This window comes from Bacteroides sp. HMSC067B03 (assembly GCF_001811315.1).
Lineage (GTDB): Bacteria > Bacteroidota > Bacteroidia > Bacteroidales > Bacteroidaceae > Bacteroides > Bacteroides faecis.
This window is the reverse complement of sequence record NZ_KV804471.1, coordinates 119,604-134,998: the sequence shown is the minus strand read 5'-3', so window position 1 is coordinate 134,998 and position 15,395 is coordinate 119,604. Positions and strand designations below refer to the sequence as shown.

At 40.9% G+C, this 15,395-nt stretch carries 13 protein-coding genes; 10 read left to right on the top strand and 3 right to left on the bottom strand.

All coding sequences use genetic code 11. The annotated features are described in order from the left end of the window. Positions 1-6: 6 nt before the first annotated feature. The 3 genes from HMPREF2794_RS24500 to HMPREF2794_RS24490 all read left to right on the top strand — a co-directional run bounded on the left by HMPREF2794_RS24500 (position 7) and on the right by HMPREF2794_RS24490 (position 4,167). Positions 7-3,105, top strand: coding sequence for a DUF6298 domain-containing protein (locus tag HMPREF2794_RS24500; RefSeq protein ID WP_070752937.1), 3,099 nt, complete (start codon positions 7-9; stop codon positions 3,103-3,105). A gap of 176 nt (positions 3,106-3,281) precedes the next feature. Continuing rightward, the gene (locus tag HMPREF2794_RS24495) at positions 3,282-3,833 is read left to right on the top strand and encodes an RNA polymerase sigma factor (RefSeq protein ID WP_010537951.1); all 552 of its coding nucleotides are present in this window, start codon (positions 3,282-3,284) and stop codon (positions 3,831-3,833) included. 82 nt (positions 3,834-3,915) lie between these two features. Further along, positions 3,916-4,167, top strand: coding sequence for a hypothetical protein (locus HMPREF2794_RS24490; RefSeq protein ID WP_055271746.1), 252 nt, complete (start codon positions 3,916-3,918; stop codon positions 4,165-4,167). 113 nt (positions 4,168-4,280) lie between these two features. Here HMPREF2794_RS24490 and HMPREF2794_RS24485 read toward each other — a convergent pair whose 3' ends face one another. Next, complete coding sequence (locus tag HMPREF2794_RS24485) at positions 4,281-5,531, bottom strand: MFS transporter (protein WP_010537953.1); 1,251 nt, start codon at positions 5,529-5,531, stop codon at positions 4,281-4,283. Positions 5,532-5,700: 169 nt separating this feature from the next. On the opposite strand from HMPREF2794_RS24485, the gene HMPREF2794_RS24480 reads away from it, so the two are divergent. Genes HMPREF2794_RS24480 through HMPREF2794_RS24470 form a run of 3 tightly spaced genes read left to right on the top strand, consistent with a single transcriptional unit; the run spans position 5,701 to position 7,705 of the window. After that, the gene (locus HMPREF2794_RS24480; protein ID WP_010537954.1) at positions 5,701-6,468 is read left to right on the top strand and encodes a threonine/serine exporter family protein; all 768 of its coding nucleotides are present in this window, start codon (positions 5,701-5,703) and stop codon (positions 6,466-6,468) included. A gap of 1 nt (position 6,469) precedes the next feature. Next, positions 6,470-6,964 (top strand): threonine/serine exporter family protein, encoded by a 495-nt coding sequence (locus HMPREF2794_RS24475; RefSeq protein ID WP_010537955.1) that lies wholly within the window; start codon positions 6,470-6,472, stop codon positions 6,962-6,964. 12 nt (positions 6,965-6,976) lie between these two features. Continuing rightward, entirely contained in the window at positions 6,977-7,705 is a 729-nt protein-coding gene (locus HMPREF2794_RS24470; protein WP_010537956.1) for a DUF6064 family protein, read from the top strand. An 81-nt stretch (positions 7,706-7,786) separates the two neighbouring features. Here HMPREF2794_RS24470 and HMPREF2794_RS24465 read toward each other — a convergent pair whose 3' ends face one another. Beyond that, on the bottom strand, positions 7,787-8,596 hold the full coding sequence (locus HMPREF2794_RS24465) for a 3-ketodihydrosphingosine reductase (protein ID WP_010537957.1): 810 nt from the start codon (positions 8,594-8,596) through the stop codon (positions 7,787-7,789). A gap of 162 nt (positions 8,597-8,758) precedes the next feature. On the opposite strand from HMPREF2794_RS24465, the gene HMPREF2794_RS24460 reads away from it, so the two are divergent. After that, positions 8,759-9,544 (top strand): DUF4846 domain-containing protein, encoded by a 786-nt coding sequence (locus HMPREF2794_RS24460; RefSeq protein WP_371441462.1) that lies wholly within the window; start codon positions 8,759-8,761, stop codon positions 9,542-9,544. Between the two features lie 191 nt (positions 9,545-9,735). Here HMPREF2794_RS24460 and HMPREF2794_RS24455 read toward each other — a convergent pair whose 3' ends face one another. Further along, the gene (locus tag HMPREF2794_RS24455) at positions 9,736-10,356 is read right to left on the bottom strand and encodes an HAD family hydrolase (RefSeq protein ID WP_010537959.1); all 621 of its coding nucleotides are present in this window, start codon (positions 10,354-10,356) and stop codon (positions 9,736-9,738) included. 286 nt (positions 10,357-10,642) lie between these two features. On the opposite strand from HMPREF2794_RS24455, the gene HMPREF2794_RS24450 reads away from it, so the two are divergent. From HMPREF2794_RS24450 to HMPREF2794_RS24440, 3 genes are all read left to right on the top strand, one after another. Then, entirely contained in the window at positions 10,643-11,731 is a 1,089-nt protein-coding gene (locus HMPREF2794_RS24450) for a hypothetical protein (RefSeq protein ID WP_010537960.1), read from the top strand. Positions 11,732-11,871: 140 nt separating this feature from the next. Further along, complete coding sequence (locus HMPREF2794_RS24445) at positions 11,872-15,006, top strand: glycosyltransferase family 117 protein (protein ID WP_010537961.1); 3,135 nt, start codon at positions 11,872-11,874, stop codon at positions 15,004-15,006. A gap of 4 nt (positions 15,007-15,010) precedes the next feature. Further along, on the top strand, positions 15,011-15,277 hold the full coding sequence (locus HMPREF2794_RS24440; RefSeq protein ID WP_010537962.1) for a DUF3098 domain-containing protein: 267 nt from the start codon (positions 15,011-15,013) through the stop codon (positions 15,275-15,277). Positions 15,278-15,395 lie beyond the last annotated feature (118 nt).

Below are 15,395 nucleotides of genomic sequence, written 5' to 3'. Positions count from 1 at the left end.
ATTGTAATGAATATGCAATTAAGAACTATCCTTTTAGGATTACTGAGTCTAGGGTTTGTGCAGGGATATGCGCAAACCTTTGCTTTGCAGGTTAAGGATGACCGGATCACATACCTGGATGATGAACAGGGAAACCGGATTCTTGATTTCTCATACTGCGGTTACAAGAGTTCCGAACAGGATATTCCAGATGTTCGCAATACCGTGTTTGTATCTTGGACAGCGGGAGATAATACAGCACGTATTCAACGTGCTATTGACTATGTCGCCTCATTGGTTCCTGATGCTTCCGGTTTCAGAGGAGCCGTTTTATTGGATCAGGGAGAATTTTCATTATCCGAAAGTCTTCGTATAGCTGCCTCCGGCATCGTATTGCGAGGAGTGAATAAAGAGAAAACGATACTGCTTAAAAAGGGGGTGGACAGAGGTGCCCTAATCTATATGGAAGGGACAGATGATCTGAATACACTGGATACATTACAGGTTCTTTCGAAATATGTTCCCGTAAATGCAAGAACATTGGAAGTCGCTTCGGGTACTTCTTTGAGAAAGGGAGATCGGGTAATGGTGAACCGTCCCTCCGAAAAAGATTGGATTGCTTCATTAGGATGCGATATTTTCGGAGGAGGGATCGGTGCTTTGGGATGGAAAGAAGGAGATATGGATCTCTCTTGGGACAGAACTGTGACAGAAGTAAACGGTAATCAGATAACACTGGATGCTCCGCTAACAGTAGCGTTAAATGCTACATATGGTACTTCTACTGTCACCGTTTATCAATGGAACGGACGTATCCGGAATTGTGGTGTAGAGAACATGACCTTGATTTCCGACTACGATAAACGTTATCCAAAGGATGAGGATCACTGCTGGACAGGAATTTCAATTGAAGATGCAGAAGACTGCTGGGTACGCAGAGTAAATTTCAAGCATTTCGCAGGAAGTGCCGTCATCGTTCAACGTACCGGCTCCCAAATCACGGTTGAGGATTGTATCTCACGGGAACCTGTTTCTGAAATTGGAGGAATGCGCCGCTGCACTTTCTATACTTTGGGGCAGCAGACGCTCTTCCAGCGTTGCTATTCTGAACATGGCATTCATGACTTCGCTGCCGGATATTGTGCTGCCGGACCTAATGCTTTTGTGCAATGTGACTCGTATGAATCATTAAACTTCAGTGGCTCAATTGACGCATGGGCATGTGGCTTGTTGTTTGATGTGGTCAATATAGACGGCCATAATCTGAGTTTCAAGAATCTGGGACAGGATAAGAACGGAGCTGGATGGAATACGGCCAATAGTCTGTTCTGGCAATGTACTGCTGCTGAAATAGAGTGTTACACTCCGGCAAAAGATGCAATGAACCGTGCATACGGTTGCTGGGCACAATTCTCCGGTGACGGTGAATGGGCTCAATCGAATAATCATGTGCAGCCCCGTAGTATTTTCTATGCTCAGTTAGAGGAGCGTTTGCAAAAGAAATGTGCAGAACGTGCCCGTATCCTGCCTCGAAATACAAGTGCAACAAGTAGCCCGACTGTTGAAGTTGCTATGGAATTGGCTAAAGAGGCTTATAATCCCCGTCTGACACTGGAGCAGTGGATTGAACAAGGAGCATTTGCTTCTTCGACAGCTACGACCGGACTGAAATCAATCGATGATATCAAAGAGAAGAAAATAATTTCGAATAAGAAGACATCGGTACAGTCCGGAGTGACTATTGTAGACGGACGTATCCAGATGGACGGTGCTTTGCTGGTAGGAGGTAGCCACACTACCCCTTGGTGGAATGGAAAACTTAAAACCAATTTTCTGAAAAAGGCAAGTCCTGCCATCACTCGCTTCGTTCCGGGACGTGAAGGGTTAGGACTGACAGACCGCATTGATTCCGTAATCGACTTTATGAAGCAAAAGAATATATTGGTATTTGATCAGAACTATGGACTTTGGTATGACCGTCGCCGGGATGATCACGAACGTGTCCGCCGCCGTGACGGAGATGTATGGGGACCTTTCTACGAACAGCCTTTCGGACGTAGTGGTCAAGGTACAGCTTGGGAAGGATTGAGCAAATATGATCTGAATCGTCCTAATGCATGGTATTGGTCACGCCTGAAAGAGTTTGCAGAAAAAGGAAACAAAGAAGGACTGCTGCTATTCTATGAAAACTATTTCCAGCACAATATTCTGGAAGCAGGTGCACACTGGGTAGATTGCCCGTGGAGGAGTAGTAACAATATTAATCAGACCGGATTTCCGGAACCCGCTCCGTTTGCCGGAGACAAACGAATTTTTGTTGCAGATATGTTTTATGATATCACTCATCCGGTTCGCCGCGAGTTACACAGACAATATATCCGTCAGTGCCTGAATAATTTTGCGGATAATCCAAATGTCATTCAGTTGACAAGTGCCGAATTTACAGGTCCGCTGCACTTTGTACAGTTTTGGTTGGATGTGATTGCCGAATGGGAAGCTGAAAGCGGCAAGAAAGCCAAAGTAGCATTGAGCACAACGAAAGATGTACAGGATGCTATTCTTGCCGATCCGAAGCGTGCCGCTGTAGTAGATATTATTGATATCCGGTACTGGCATTATAAAACGGATGGCATCTTTGCACCGGAAGGAGGGAAGAATATGGCTCCCCGCCAACATATGCGTAAAATGAAAGTCGGAAAAATCACTTTCACTGAAGCCTACAAGGCTGTCTATGAATATCGTCAGAAATTTCCGGAGAAAGCTGTTACCTTTTATGCACAGAATTATCCGGCGATGGGGTGGGCTGTACTCATGGCCGGCGGTTCATGTCCTGTAATTCCGTGCACAGATAAAGCTTTCCTGAAAGATGCAGCAATCATGGAAGTGGAAGAAACCAATACTGATGATTATAAGAGAATAGTAAAATCTGATATTGGAAGTATCATTTATTCCAAGTCCGGAACAGAAATTCCTGTTCAATTATCGTCCGGAAAGTATAGTCTAAAGTATATTCACCCCAGTTCCGGGAAGGTAACTATGATTGATAAATTACTTAAAATCAACGATGTATACACATTAAAAGTACCAGATAAGAAAGAAGGAATTTATTGGTTCCATAAACTTTAAAACAAAAAATCCCGTTGATCAGTCATCAACGGGATTTTTCTATTTTATAGGTAATTTCTAACAAAAGAGTGTTATAAAACATGATACTTATTTTTTCAACCTACAAACCAGATTTTACCTGTAGTTGAGGTCAAGACTGCTTAGCTTTGCAACATCAAATCAATCGAATTAATGCTATGATGGAACAGACTAATAATTCAACCGAAACTTTACTCGCTTCTTTCCAAGCGGGAAATATGGCAGCTTTTTCGCAGCTATATGATTTGCACATCAACATTCTTTTTAATTACGGATTGAAGTTGACCATTGATAAGGAGTTGCTGAAAGATTGCATTCACGATATTTTCGTAAAGCTCTACACCAAAAAGGATGAATTAGGAACTATTGATAACTTGAAGTCTTATTTATTTATTTCATTAAAAAACAAGTTATGCGATGAACTTCGCAAACGTATGTATATGTCTGATACAACTGCAGAAGAAGTGAATGCAATAGCACCCACAGATGTAGAAGATGATTATATGGAAGAAGAACAACGCCAAAATGAGTTTTCGTTGGTGAAGCGTTTACTAGACCAACTTTCTCCTCGTCAGCGTGAAGCACTTACGTTATATTATATAGAAGAGAAGAAATACGAAGATATTTGCGAGATTATGAATATGAATTATCAGTCTGTACGCAACCTGATGTATCGCGGATTGACAAAGCTGCGTAGTCTGGCAAGTTAATTTTAGTAAAAAGGATAATTAGTTGAGTACATGTACAGGGTAACAGCGTCCTATTTATGTAAACGCTTAAAAAGGATGCAATATGTGCTCTAAGGTAAAGGATTTTTTGACGGATGATGATTTCATCAATTATGCGCTGGGTGTAACACCGGAAGCAGTTTCCCAATGGGAAACTTATTTCATGGAGCATCCGGAACAAATAGCAGATGCAGAAGAAGCCAAAGCAGTATTGCTGGCTCCGGCAGATGTTACCTGCGATTTTTCACTGGTCGATAACCAGAATTTAAAGGATAGAATTGCTAGTAGTATAAAAGATTTTTCGAACATTTTGTAGTTAGATTAGATAGAAGTTAGGTTAGTTAAGGTTAGTAAAAGGATTGACGCAGTCTTTCACAATGGCTTGAGTGATCAAGTATTGTGAGAGACTGCGTTTTTATATTTATCTTATCATATGTATTCTTTTCGAATATCGAAGCCCTTACTAAAACTCACAATCAACACAATGCAACCACCCAATACACCAATTATCATATAGGCTATACGAATATCAAAAGCTTGTGTTATTGCACCGATAAGCAACGGTGCAATCAGTGAGCCTATAAAACTGATGCTCGACAGAATAGTAAGTGCAATGCTAACAGGCGTTTTTGATTTAGCTCCCACAAAGCTGTATAAAGTAGGTACGATACACGAAATTCCCAATCCGACAAGCATAAAGCCTAATGAATTGATAATGACTTTCATGACCATTGAATCAAAAGTATTGCCCAGTAAAGCGGAAATAAAGAAGCCGATACAAATAAGGCTGCCTGCCAATTGCAATACCTTCTTCTTTCCCCAAAGCTGATATGCGTAATTGGTCAGGAAGCGTCCTGCCGCCATCATTACCATAAATACCAGAAAGCCGATCTGCAATGATTTAGGGACATTGACTACCGATTCAAAATATACGGCACTCCAGTCGAACATAGCGCTTTCTACTATCAATGCGAATAATCCTACCAGCCCTAGTTGGAGAAGGAGTATTTCCGGCTTCCGAAATAGCAGACGGAACACATTGGGCGTTTCCACTTCGACCTGAGAAGCTGTTCCGGAGTTTGGAAGTGACTCCTCATCCTCTCGCAAGGTTGCTTCCTGTAGATATTTTCGCCCCGCCAATACAATAAGAAGAATGATAGCAGATATCAGCATATAATGCCAGACGGGAGCAACTCCCAACCATATCATAACAAAACCGATCAATGCGCCGGTACAGGCTCCCAAGCTCCATCCTCCGTGAAAAGTAGCCATAATTGTTTTGCCATACAAACGTTCCACTTCAATGCCTTGCGTATTGAATGATATATCGCATAAATTCCAGAAGACACCGAAACCAAATAGCAGGAAACCCAGCAAATAAACCTCATGAGCCAGTCCCACACAAAGCAAAGAAATAGCATAACCAAGAATGCTGACTTGTACCATCGTACGGCTACCTAGCCTGGAGACGAGATATCCTGCCAAAGGAATGGCCACGAACTTCCCTACAGGAATCATAAATAGAATCAGTCCCCAATAAAAAGCGTAATTGGCTGCAAAAACATCCTTAAAGTCAGGAATACGGCTTGCCCAACTTGCCATGCATAGTCCCTGAGCAAAGAAAAAGGTCAATATGGCAAAACGTATTTTCTCTTTCGGATATGTAAATTGGTTGTTCATGAGTTTCTTATTTTTATGTTCGCAAAGGTATTTAAATTTCGTATTCTGTCTTCTTTACCGATGAAGAAAATCAGCGATTAAGTATTTTCTTTCTGAAAATATGCAGGATTTAGGTGCTTGCTACTACTCTTTTTTGTACTTTTGCAGCCGATTTAAAAAATTCACATACATGAAGACAAGCGAATCTTTATTATCTATAGGTAAATTCATAGCAGAATATTCAGCTCATCTAATGGGAGCGGGAGTGCATACATCACGCGTTGTACGCAACTCCAAGCGTCTGGGAGAAGCCTTTGGCTTAGATGTTAAACTGGGAGTATTTCATAAGAATATTATTCTTACAATCATCGACAAGGAAACGAACGAAGCTTGCAATGAAGTAATAGATATCCCTGCACATCCTATCAGTTTCGAACATAATTCAGAATTAAGCGCCCTCAGCTGGGAAGCAGTGGATCATCATTTGTCGCTGGAAGAACTGAAAGAGAAATACAAAAAGATTATTTCCGCTCCGATGATGCATCCTCTTTTTGTCCTGATATTGGTCGGTTTTGCCAATGCATCATTCTGTAAACTGTTTGGAGGAGACCTGATTTCAATGGGAATTGTTTTTTCTGCCACTCTTACGGGATTATACCTGAAACAACAGATGCAAAAGAAGAAAATGAATCATTATATTATATTCATTGTCTCAGCTTTCGTCGCATCCTTATGTGCTTCTACCGCTTTGATTTTTGATACAACTTCCGAAATAGCTCTGGCAACCAGTGTACTATATCTCGTACCCGGTGTTCCTTTGATCAATGGAGTCATTGATGTCGTCGAGGGATATGTTCTGACAGGATTTGCCCGTTTGACAGAAGCTTCTTTGCTTATTGTCAGTATAGCTATCGGCCTTTCCTTTACATTATTAATGGTAAAAAACAGTTTAATTTAATATGGTAGCACTTGATATTCTTTCTGACGGTTTCTTTGCAGCAATAGCAGGTATCGGATTCGGCGCAATCTCCGATCCTCCTTTGCGTGCTTTCAAGATGATTGCGATATTGGCAGCATTAGGCCATGCGTGTCGTTTCTGCCTGATGACTTACCTAGGCGTAGACATTGCTACAGCTTCTTTATTTGGTGGTTTGGTAATAGGTTTCGGCAGCTTATGGCTGGGAAAGAAAGTCTATTGTCCGATGACAGTACTTTATATTCCGGCATTGCTTCCGATGATTCCCGGAAAGTTTGCCTACAATATGGTTTTCTCGCTTATCATGTGTCTGCAGACAGTGAATAAGCCGGAAATGCATGACAAGTATATAGAAATGCAGGAAATGTTCTTCTCCAATTCTTTGGTAGCAAGTACAGTCATTTTTATGCTGGCAGTAGGAGCAACATTCCCAATGTTTATTTTCCCACGCAGAGCCTTTTCGTTAACAAGACATTAATAAACTACTTTTATGGAGATTTTTTGGAGAACAATAGCATATTATAATTCGGCTACCTGGATTTTACAAATAGTTGTCATTCTGATAGGTATCGTGCTGACTGCATTACTCATCAAGAAACCACGTCCGTGGGTGAAGATGGGAATGAAGCTCTATATGATAGGACTTTATTCATGGATTTCTATTGTATATTACTATATATATTGCGAAGAACGTAGCTATAACGGAGTAATGGCGATGTTTTGGGGAGTAATGGCCATCATTTGGGTATGGGATGCCATTACGGGATATACCACCTTCGAACGTACGCACAAATATGACGTATTGTCCTACGTCTTGTTGGCAATGCCTTTCATATATCCTATGGTATCGTTAGCACGCGGACTTTCTTTCCCGGAAATGACTTCTCCGGTGATGCCTTGTTCCGTAGTTGTATTTACGATTGGTTTATTATTGCTCTTTGCTTACAAAGTAAATATGTTCCTGGTACTTTTCCTCTGTCACTGGTCATTGATAGGGTTGTCCAAAACTTATTTCTTCCAGATTCCCGAAGATTTTCTTTTGGCTAGTGCCACCATTCCGGGTCTGTACCTTTTCTTCAGAGAGTATTTTCTGAACAACCTTCATGCAGACACCAAACCGAAAGCCAAATATATAAACTGGCTTCTGATTACGGTTTGTGTCGGACTGGCTGTATTACTGACAACCACAATGTTTCTGGAACTGGTACCGAAAAACTGATTCGGAACAAAAATATATAAATACATAAAAGGTCGATAGTAACTGAAGTTGCTATCGACCTTTTATGTATTTCTGAATGATCTATTTAATGGCATAGAATAATCGTAAAGCATATTGCATCACCCTGTCCGGTAACCAGCTTTTACTCATCGCGAACAGAACCTGTACTACAGGGCCGACTTTAGTCCGGAACGGAGGATTCTTGCGAGCCACTATTTTACAAATGCTGGAGCCTAGTTTCCGAGGGTGACATCCATTGCGCTCTTCCTTCTCGATTATCTTTAATGAATTCAAAAAGCTCTCCCCATAATCCGAATCCTGTCGGGTCAATTCGGAGATATTACGATTGTCAGTGAATCCGGTATTAAAATCTCCCGGTTCTACCAGACAAACTTTGACATTGAAAGGGTGAACTTCTAATGCCAATGCTTCGCTGTAACCTTCTACTGCAAATTTAGATGCCGAATAAAATCCCTGATAGGGGATACCCATTACTCCACCGATAGAACTGATGTTGATTATTTTACCTTTACGCGCCTTGCGCATATAAGGAAGTACTGCTTTACACATATTGACCACACCAAAGAAGTTAGTGCTCATTTGTATGTCAACTTCCCGTTCGGTAGCTAATTCCAAAGCTCCGCCAATACCCATTCCTGCATTATTTATCAGCACATCAATCCGCCCCTGCTCGGAAATAATCTGTCCAATAGCTTGTTGGATAGATGAAGTATTGGTTACATCTACCACAAGCATTTTTACTTTGCCCATGTTTTCGGATGTTTTACGGCTCGTTCCATAAACAATATGTCCTTGTTCAGACAACATTTGTGAGGTAATCTTTCCGAACCCGGAGGATGCTCCGGTGATAAGTATGATTTGTGATTGCATATTCCTTTCTATTTGCTGCAAAGATAAAGAGAATATCTGAAAGTTTGATTTTTAGAAATCCGTATTCTAGAAAGATTCTTAGAAAGGATCAGTTTACAAAATTTGATTTTCTGAAAAAGATATTCTATCTTCGGAAAAAATAAAAATATGAGAAAGATACTTATGATCAATGTTTTATGCCTGGTTTCATTAACTACATTGCTAGGACAAACAGTAGAAAACAGAATAGCTCCTCCTGTAAACTACATTCGTGAGACATGTGACGAACATTCTTTTACCTCATATCTACGCCAACTGCCTTTACTTCCCAAAGGTAGCAAAGTAGTACTTTACAACGGACAGGAAAAAAGAAATCAAGCTGCCGCATATGCCGTAATAGATATGGAAATAGGTAATCGTGATCTGCAACAATGTGCAGATGCGATTATGCGCTTGCGAGCAGAATATTTGTGGGCACAAAAAAGATATGGAGAAATTAAGTTTAACTTTACCAACGGCTTTCCCGCAGAATACAAGAAATGGGCAGAAGGAAACCGGATTAAAGTAAATGGAAATAACGTGCAGTGGTATACAGCGGGGGGAAAAGATTATTCTTATAAGACTTTCCGCAATTACTTGAATATGGTATTTACGTATGCCGGTACTGCTTCTCTTTCCAAGGAATTGCTGACCATTCCATATATGTCATTGCAACCGGGAGATGTATTTATTAAAGGAGGCTCACCGGGACATGCCGTAATCGTTGTAGATGTGGCAATCCATCCGAAAACAAAAAAGAAAGTTTTTTTATTGGCTCAAAGTTATATGCCTGCCCAACAGATTCACATTTTGGTTAACCCGGCAAACCACAACCTGTCTCCATGGTATGAATTGACTGAAACGGATAGCGGTTACCTTTACACACCTGAATGGACTTTTGAGAAGAAAGAGCTAAAAAGATTCAAATAAAAGATAATCTTACTATGATATCCGATTCGTTCCACCTAGGTAGAACTAAAGGGGGACCTAGGTGGAACGAACTATTTTCTGCATAGCAATCCATCATTAATAATAAGCAAAGTACAATAAGATCAAACAACTATAACCACTTTATCGTTAGCTGATTTTCGAATAAAGTGGTTATAGTCTTAAATAAATATCTATTTCTTCAATATTGTAGTCAACTCTTCCCGCCAGTCAGCCCCATTCTCCGGTTGAAAAGTTTCAAATCCGAGTTCTTTACCTATATGGATATTTGAACTTCCATCATCGACAAACATGGTTTCGGAAGGAATAATATTACAGTCTTTAATCATTAAGTCGAATATCTCCGGTGCCGGTTTAGTGTGTCCTAATTGGTAAGATAAATATAATTTGTCGCAATAATCATTCAAAGGTTTTCTCCTTGACGAAAATTCAGGACTACAGGCCCATGACATAACGAAAGGATTCGTATTACTAAGAAGATATACATGATAGGACTTCCGAAGTTCCAATATATAATCAAGTTTACGCAAATCCACTTCCTTGAAGAAGCCTAGCCATGCCTGCTTGGTTTCTTCCATAGTCAGTTCGCGTCCGCATAGGTCTCCAAGCTGTCTACGAAATTCATCGGCACTCAACTTTCCTTCTTCCAATTCCTGAAATATTCCAGTCTGGTGATATTTGTCTAAACGGGTATCGGCATCCGCCAATCCTATCTTGATAAATGCCTGAACTGCTTTATCGCGATCAATGTCTACAATTACTCCACCAAAATCAAATACAATGTTCTTAATCATGATATACAATTTTAATTTGCTACAAAGATACAGCTTATCTTCTTAATAAACAGCTGGTCACTTCCTTGATCTTTGTCAAAAAAAGCATGAGAACAGGTTGATTGGACTAATGAAATATGATGGTGACACTATCCCGTCGTGATGGTGTCACTATACTCATAGGATAGTGACACTATGAGAGTGGGATAGTGACACCATTTTTGTTGGACTTATGGAAGTACAAATACCAATTTATTTTTTATATTTGCAACTCCAACCATTTGTATGCAAAAATAAAAATAGAGTTATGAATAATCTTCGAATTTTATTATATGTAATTGCACTCTCTTTGGCCGCATGTCATCCAGAAGGAACCAATGTGAATCAAGGATTGGATAAAGCCGCCCAACTGATAGAACAAGACCCGGACACCGCTTCCTTCATTCTCGAGAATATTCGGGCGAATCAAATGAACGAGGCTCAACTGGCAGAGTACAATCTGTTATGTACCCAATTCAATGAAGACAAGAATATTCCTCATTCTTCGGATGAGCAAATCCGTCAGGCCGTTTCTTATTTCGTGCAGAACGGAGATGAATATCAGCAATCAAAAGCATACTATTATCTGGCTTGTGTAGAAAGTGACCTGGAAAGGAAAAAGGAAGCAGAAATTCATTTTAAGGAAGCGATCAAGTTGGCTGCTCTCACAGAGAAGTATGATTATATGGCTAAGATATGCAGACGTTGCAGCCTGTATTATCAGAAATACGGCAACTTCGACGAAGCACTGGAAATGGAAAGAAAAGCCTATGCCAGTCAATTAATGCTCAACGATACCAGCGGTAATTCAAGAACCATCCTTTCGTCTGCATTAGGAGTCTTCGGTGTTATGTCTTTGTTGCTCGGACTATTGTGGAGAAAAAACAAGAATGTCTACGCGCAATTAAATTCATTCAAAGATGAAATGCTGCGCAAAGATGTGGAATCGGATAAGTTAGCACTGCAATGTAACTATCTGGAAGAAAAATATCAGTCACTCCAACAACACATATACGAAAGTTCTCCTATTGTATCAAAAGTCCGGCAGTTGAAAGAACGGTCCGTTTTATCTTCTAAAGCCCTTTCATTCTCAGAAAAAGAATGGGGTGAATTATTACGGCTTCAAGAAGGAGTATATGGACTTGTATCCAAACTGAAGGAAATAAATCCCAGACTGACGGAAGAAGATTTGAGAGTATGTGCATTTCTGCGTGAGGGCATTCAACCTGCCTGCTTTGCAGATATCATGAAGTTGACGGTGGAAACTCTTACTAGAAGAATATCGAGGATAAAAACAGAGAAACTAATGCTTGTAAGCACGAAAGAATCGTTAGAAGATTTCGTAAAATCATTGTAGTCCGTATTTGTCCGGAGATATCTTAAAAACATTACTGTATATCAAATAATTAAAGATATCTATCGTCCGTATCCGTCCGGTTAAAAACACCAAAATAAACCTCTTGTTCTATAACTTTGCAAACAAAAAGTTACAGAACAATGAATTACTTATTATTTAAAAGATGGAATGATTTCAGTGGTTGGATGGTTTTTCTGATAGCAGCTTTTGTTTACGGAATGACCATCGAACCGACTGCCAGTTTTTGGGATTGCCCCGAGTTTATTTCGTGCGCAGAGAAGTTACAGGTGGGACATCCGCCCGGCGCACCTTTTTACATGTTAGTGGGAAACCTGTTCACTCAATTCGCTTCCGATGCTACTCAGGTATCACGCATGGTCAACTTTCTGAACGCATTGCTCAGTGCAGGCTGCATCCTTTTTCTTTTCTGGAGTATTACCCGTCTGGTCAGATACCTCTTAAAAGAAGAAAAAGGTGAGTTGTCTATAACAGATGTTATTATCATTTTGGGGTCAGGACTTGTCGGAGCTTTGGCCTATACATTCAGTGACACATTTTGGTTCAGTGCAGTAGAAGGGGAGGTATATGCCTTTTCTTCATTTCTCACAGCTTTGGTATTCTGGATGATTCTCCGATGGCAAGACGAATCGGATTCTGTCTGTGGAGACCGGTGGATTATCCTGATAGCCTATATTATCGGATTGTCTATCGGAGTACATTTGCTTAATTTGCTTTGTATTCCGGCCATCGTACTGGTCTTCTATTATCAGAAGTATCAAACGATATCACTCAAAGGAGTGATAGGTGCAATTACTTTGTCCGGGTTACTTATTGTACTGATTCTATTCGTCTACATTCCCGGTGTGGCTGATATGGGAGGGTGGTTCGAACTGCTTCTTGTCAATGTGCTGGGCTTTCCTTTCCAGTCCGGGCTGATTATCTTTCTGGCTTTGGTGGTTTTCTTGCTGATTGTAGCTATTTATCGTTTCAGGAAACGTATAATACATACTACTTTATGGTGCATGCTTGCATTAACAATGGGCTACACTACATATGCAGTAATATTGATCCGCGCCAGTGCCAATACTCCTCTGAATGAAAATGCTCCGGATAATATCTTCACGTTAAAGAGTTATCTGAACCGCGAGCAGTATGAAAGCGCACCTTTACTTTACGGGAGAACATACTCCTCCGAACCGGAGTATGTGCCCGAGGGTGACTATTATAAAGTAAAAACGAAAAAAGGGGGTGCTGTGTATCGTCAGGATAAGGAAGAAGGGAAGTATAAAATCATACGGCATAAAGAAGATATATGTTATACGCAAAATATGCTGTTCCCCAGAATGTGGAATGACCGGCTGGCTTCGTCCTACCAAAGCTGGTCGGGAGGAACCGATAAAGTTCCGACACAGAAAGAGAACCTGACTTATTTCATTACCTATCAGCTTAACTATATGTATTGGCGCTATTTCTTATGGAACTTTGTCGGACGGCAAAATGATATGCAGGGACATGGCGGACCGGAATATGGAAACTGGATCACAGGAATCTCCTGGCTCGATAATGTAAGACTTGGCGATCAGAAACTCCTCCCTGAATCTCTGCGCCAGAATAAAGGTCATAATGTATTTTATGGTTTGCCACTGATTCTGGGCTTAATCGGCATATACTGGCAATTAGTACGCGGAAAGAGAGGCAAACAGCAGTTTAGCATCGTGTTTTTCCTCTTCTTTATGACGGGACTTGCCATTGTGCTCTATCTGAACCAGACTCCCGGTCAGCCACGTGAACGGGATTATGCGTATGCCGGTTCGTTTTATGCCTTTGCTATATGGATAGGGATGGGAGCTGCCGGACTGTGTGATACGCTTCGCAAAAAGAAAAATTCAGTGCTTCCCATCAGTGTATCCATGTTGCTTTGCCTGCTGATTCCTGTGCAGATGGCTAGCCAGACTTGGGACGACCATGACCGAAGCAACCGATATACTTGTCGTGACTTTGGAGCCAATTATCTGATGACGCTTCCCGATAAAGGCCATCCGATTATATTCTGCAACGGTGACAACGATACTTTCCCTTTATGGTATAATCAAGACACGGAGGGAATACGCAGAGATGCACGTATCTGCAACTTGAGTTATGCGCAAACAGACTGGTATATCTATCAGCAGCAGTGCCCTCTCTATGATGCTCCCGGACTACCGATAAGCTGGAAAAAGGATCAATATCAGGAAGGTAAGAACGAGTACGTATCTGTCCGCCCGGAACTTAAAAAGCAAATAGAGGAATTGTATCAGAAACATCCGGAAGAAGCACGGGATAGCTTTGGGAACGATCCGTTTGAAGCAAAAAACATTTTGAAACATTGGGCACTCTCGGAAAAACAAGATTTCCACGTGATTCCCACCGATACCATAAGTATCGATATTGATAAAGAAGCAGTGCTTCGTTCGGGAGTCATGCTTCCAAAGTCTATCCGCCATCTGAAAGGAGAGGAGTTAAGAAACGCGATACCGGATAAAATCTATATCTCCTTAAAAGACATACGTGTGCTGACTAAAATGGATTTGCTCTTGCTGGAGATACTTGCCAACTGTAATTGGGAGCGTCCGCTGTATATTGCCATTTCCGTAGGCGAGGTCAGTAAATTGAAATTTAATGATTACTTTGTTCAGGAAGGACTGGCATTTCGTTTCACTCCTTTCAATTATCGTGTATGGGGAGATGCGGAAGGAGACAACGGATATGCAGTAGATATAGAGAAGCTCTACGACAATGTCATGAATAGATATAAATATGGCGGACTGGATACTCCCGGGCTTTATCTGGATGAAACAACTTTGCGTACCTGCTATTACCATCGCCGTCTGTTTGCCCAGCTAGCCAAAGAACTGATAAAGCAGGGTGACCATGTACGTGCCCGAAAGGTTCTCACTTATGCAGAGCAGGCTGTTCCGGCTTATAATGTCCCCGAGATATACGAAAGCGGTTCATTTGATATAGCAACCGCTTATGCCGCACTAGGAGAAAAGACAAAAGCCGTCACCTTATTCAATCATCTGATAGCCGAATCGGAAGATTATATAAACTGGGCATTTTCATTGGGAAATGGCCGAACAGGAATGATGCAGAATGACTGTTTATACAAATTCTGGCAATGGAATGCGTACAACGAACGTATGAAAGAGATAGATAAAGAATCTTATGAAGCAAGCAACCGGCGATTTGAAGAAAAGTATGCACTATTCACTCAAATAATAAATAATAGAAATTAAAAACATGGAACCGAAAATAATGAGACAAAAAGAAATGAAAACAGTATTTGGCAAAAGAAACTATGTTATTTTATCCATAGGTTCGATACTGGTTATTATAGGATATATATTAATGAGCGGCAAAGGGAGTACCCTTGCCGCATACAATCCTGATATCTTTAGCGACCTGCGTATACGCGTTGCACCCGTCATATGCTTAATCGGATATCTTCTGAATGGCTTTGGCATTATTTACCATCCTAAGCAAGATCATTCCAAACTGAGTCAATGATCATCAGTCTTTCAACAGAGGTAGCTGATCAAGCATATTTCTAAGCTTGATCGCTACCCGTGGCATAAGCTCGGCAACCGTAAGATTGGAGGCAGAAGAAAAAGGTTCATAAAGAAAG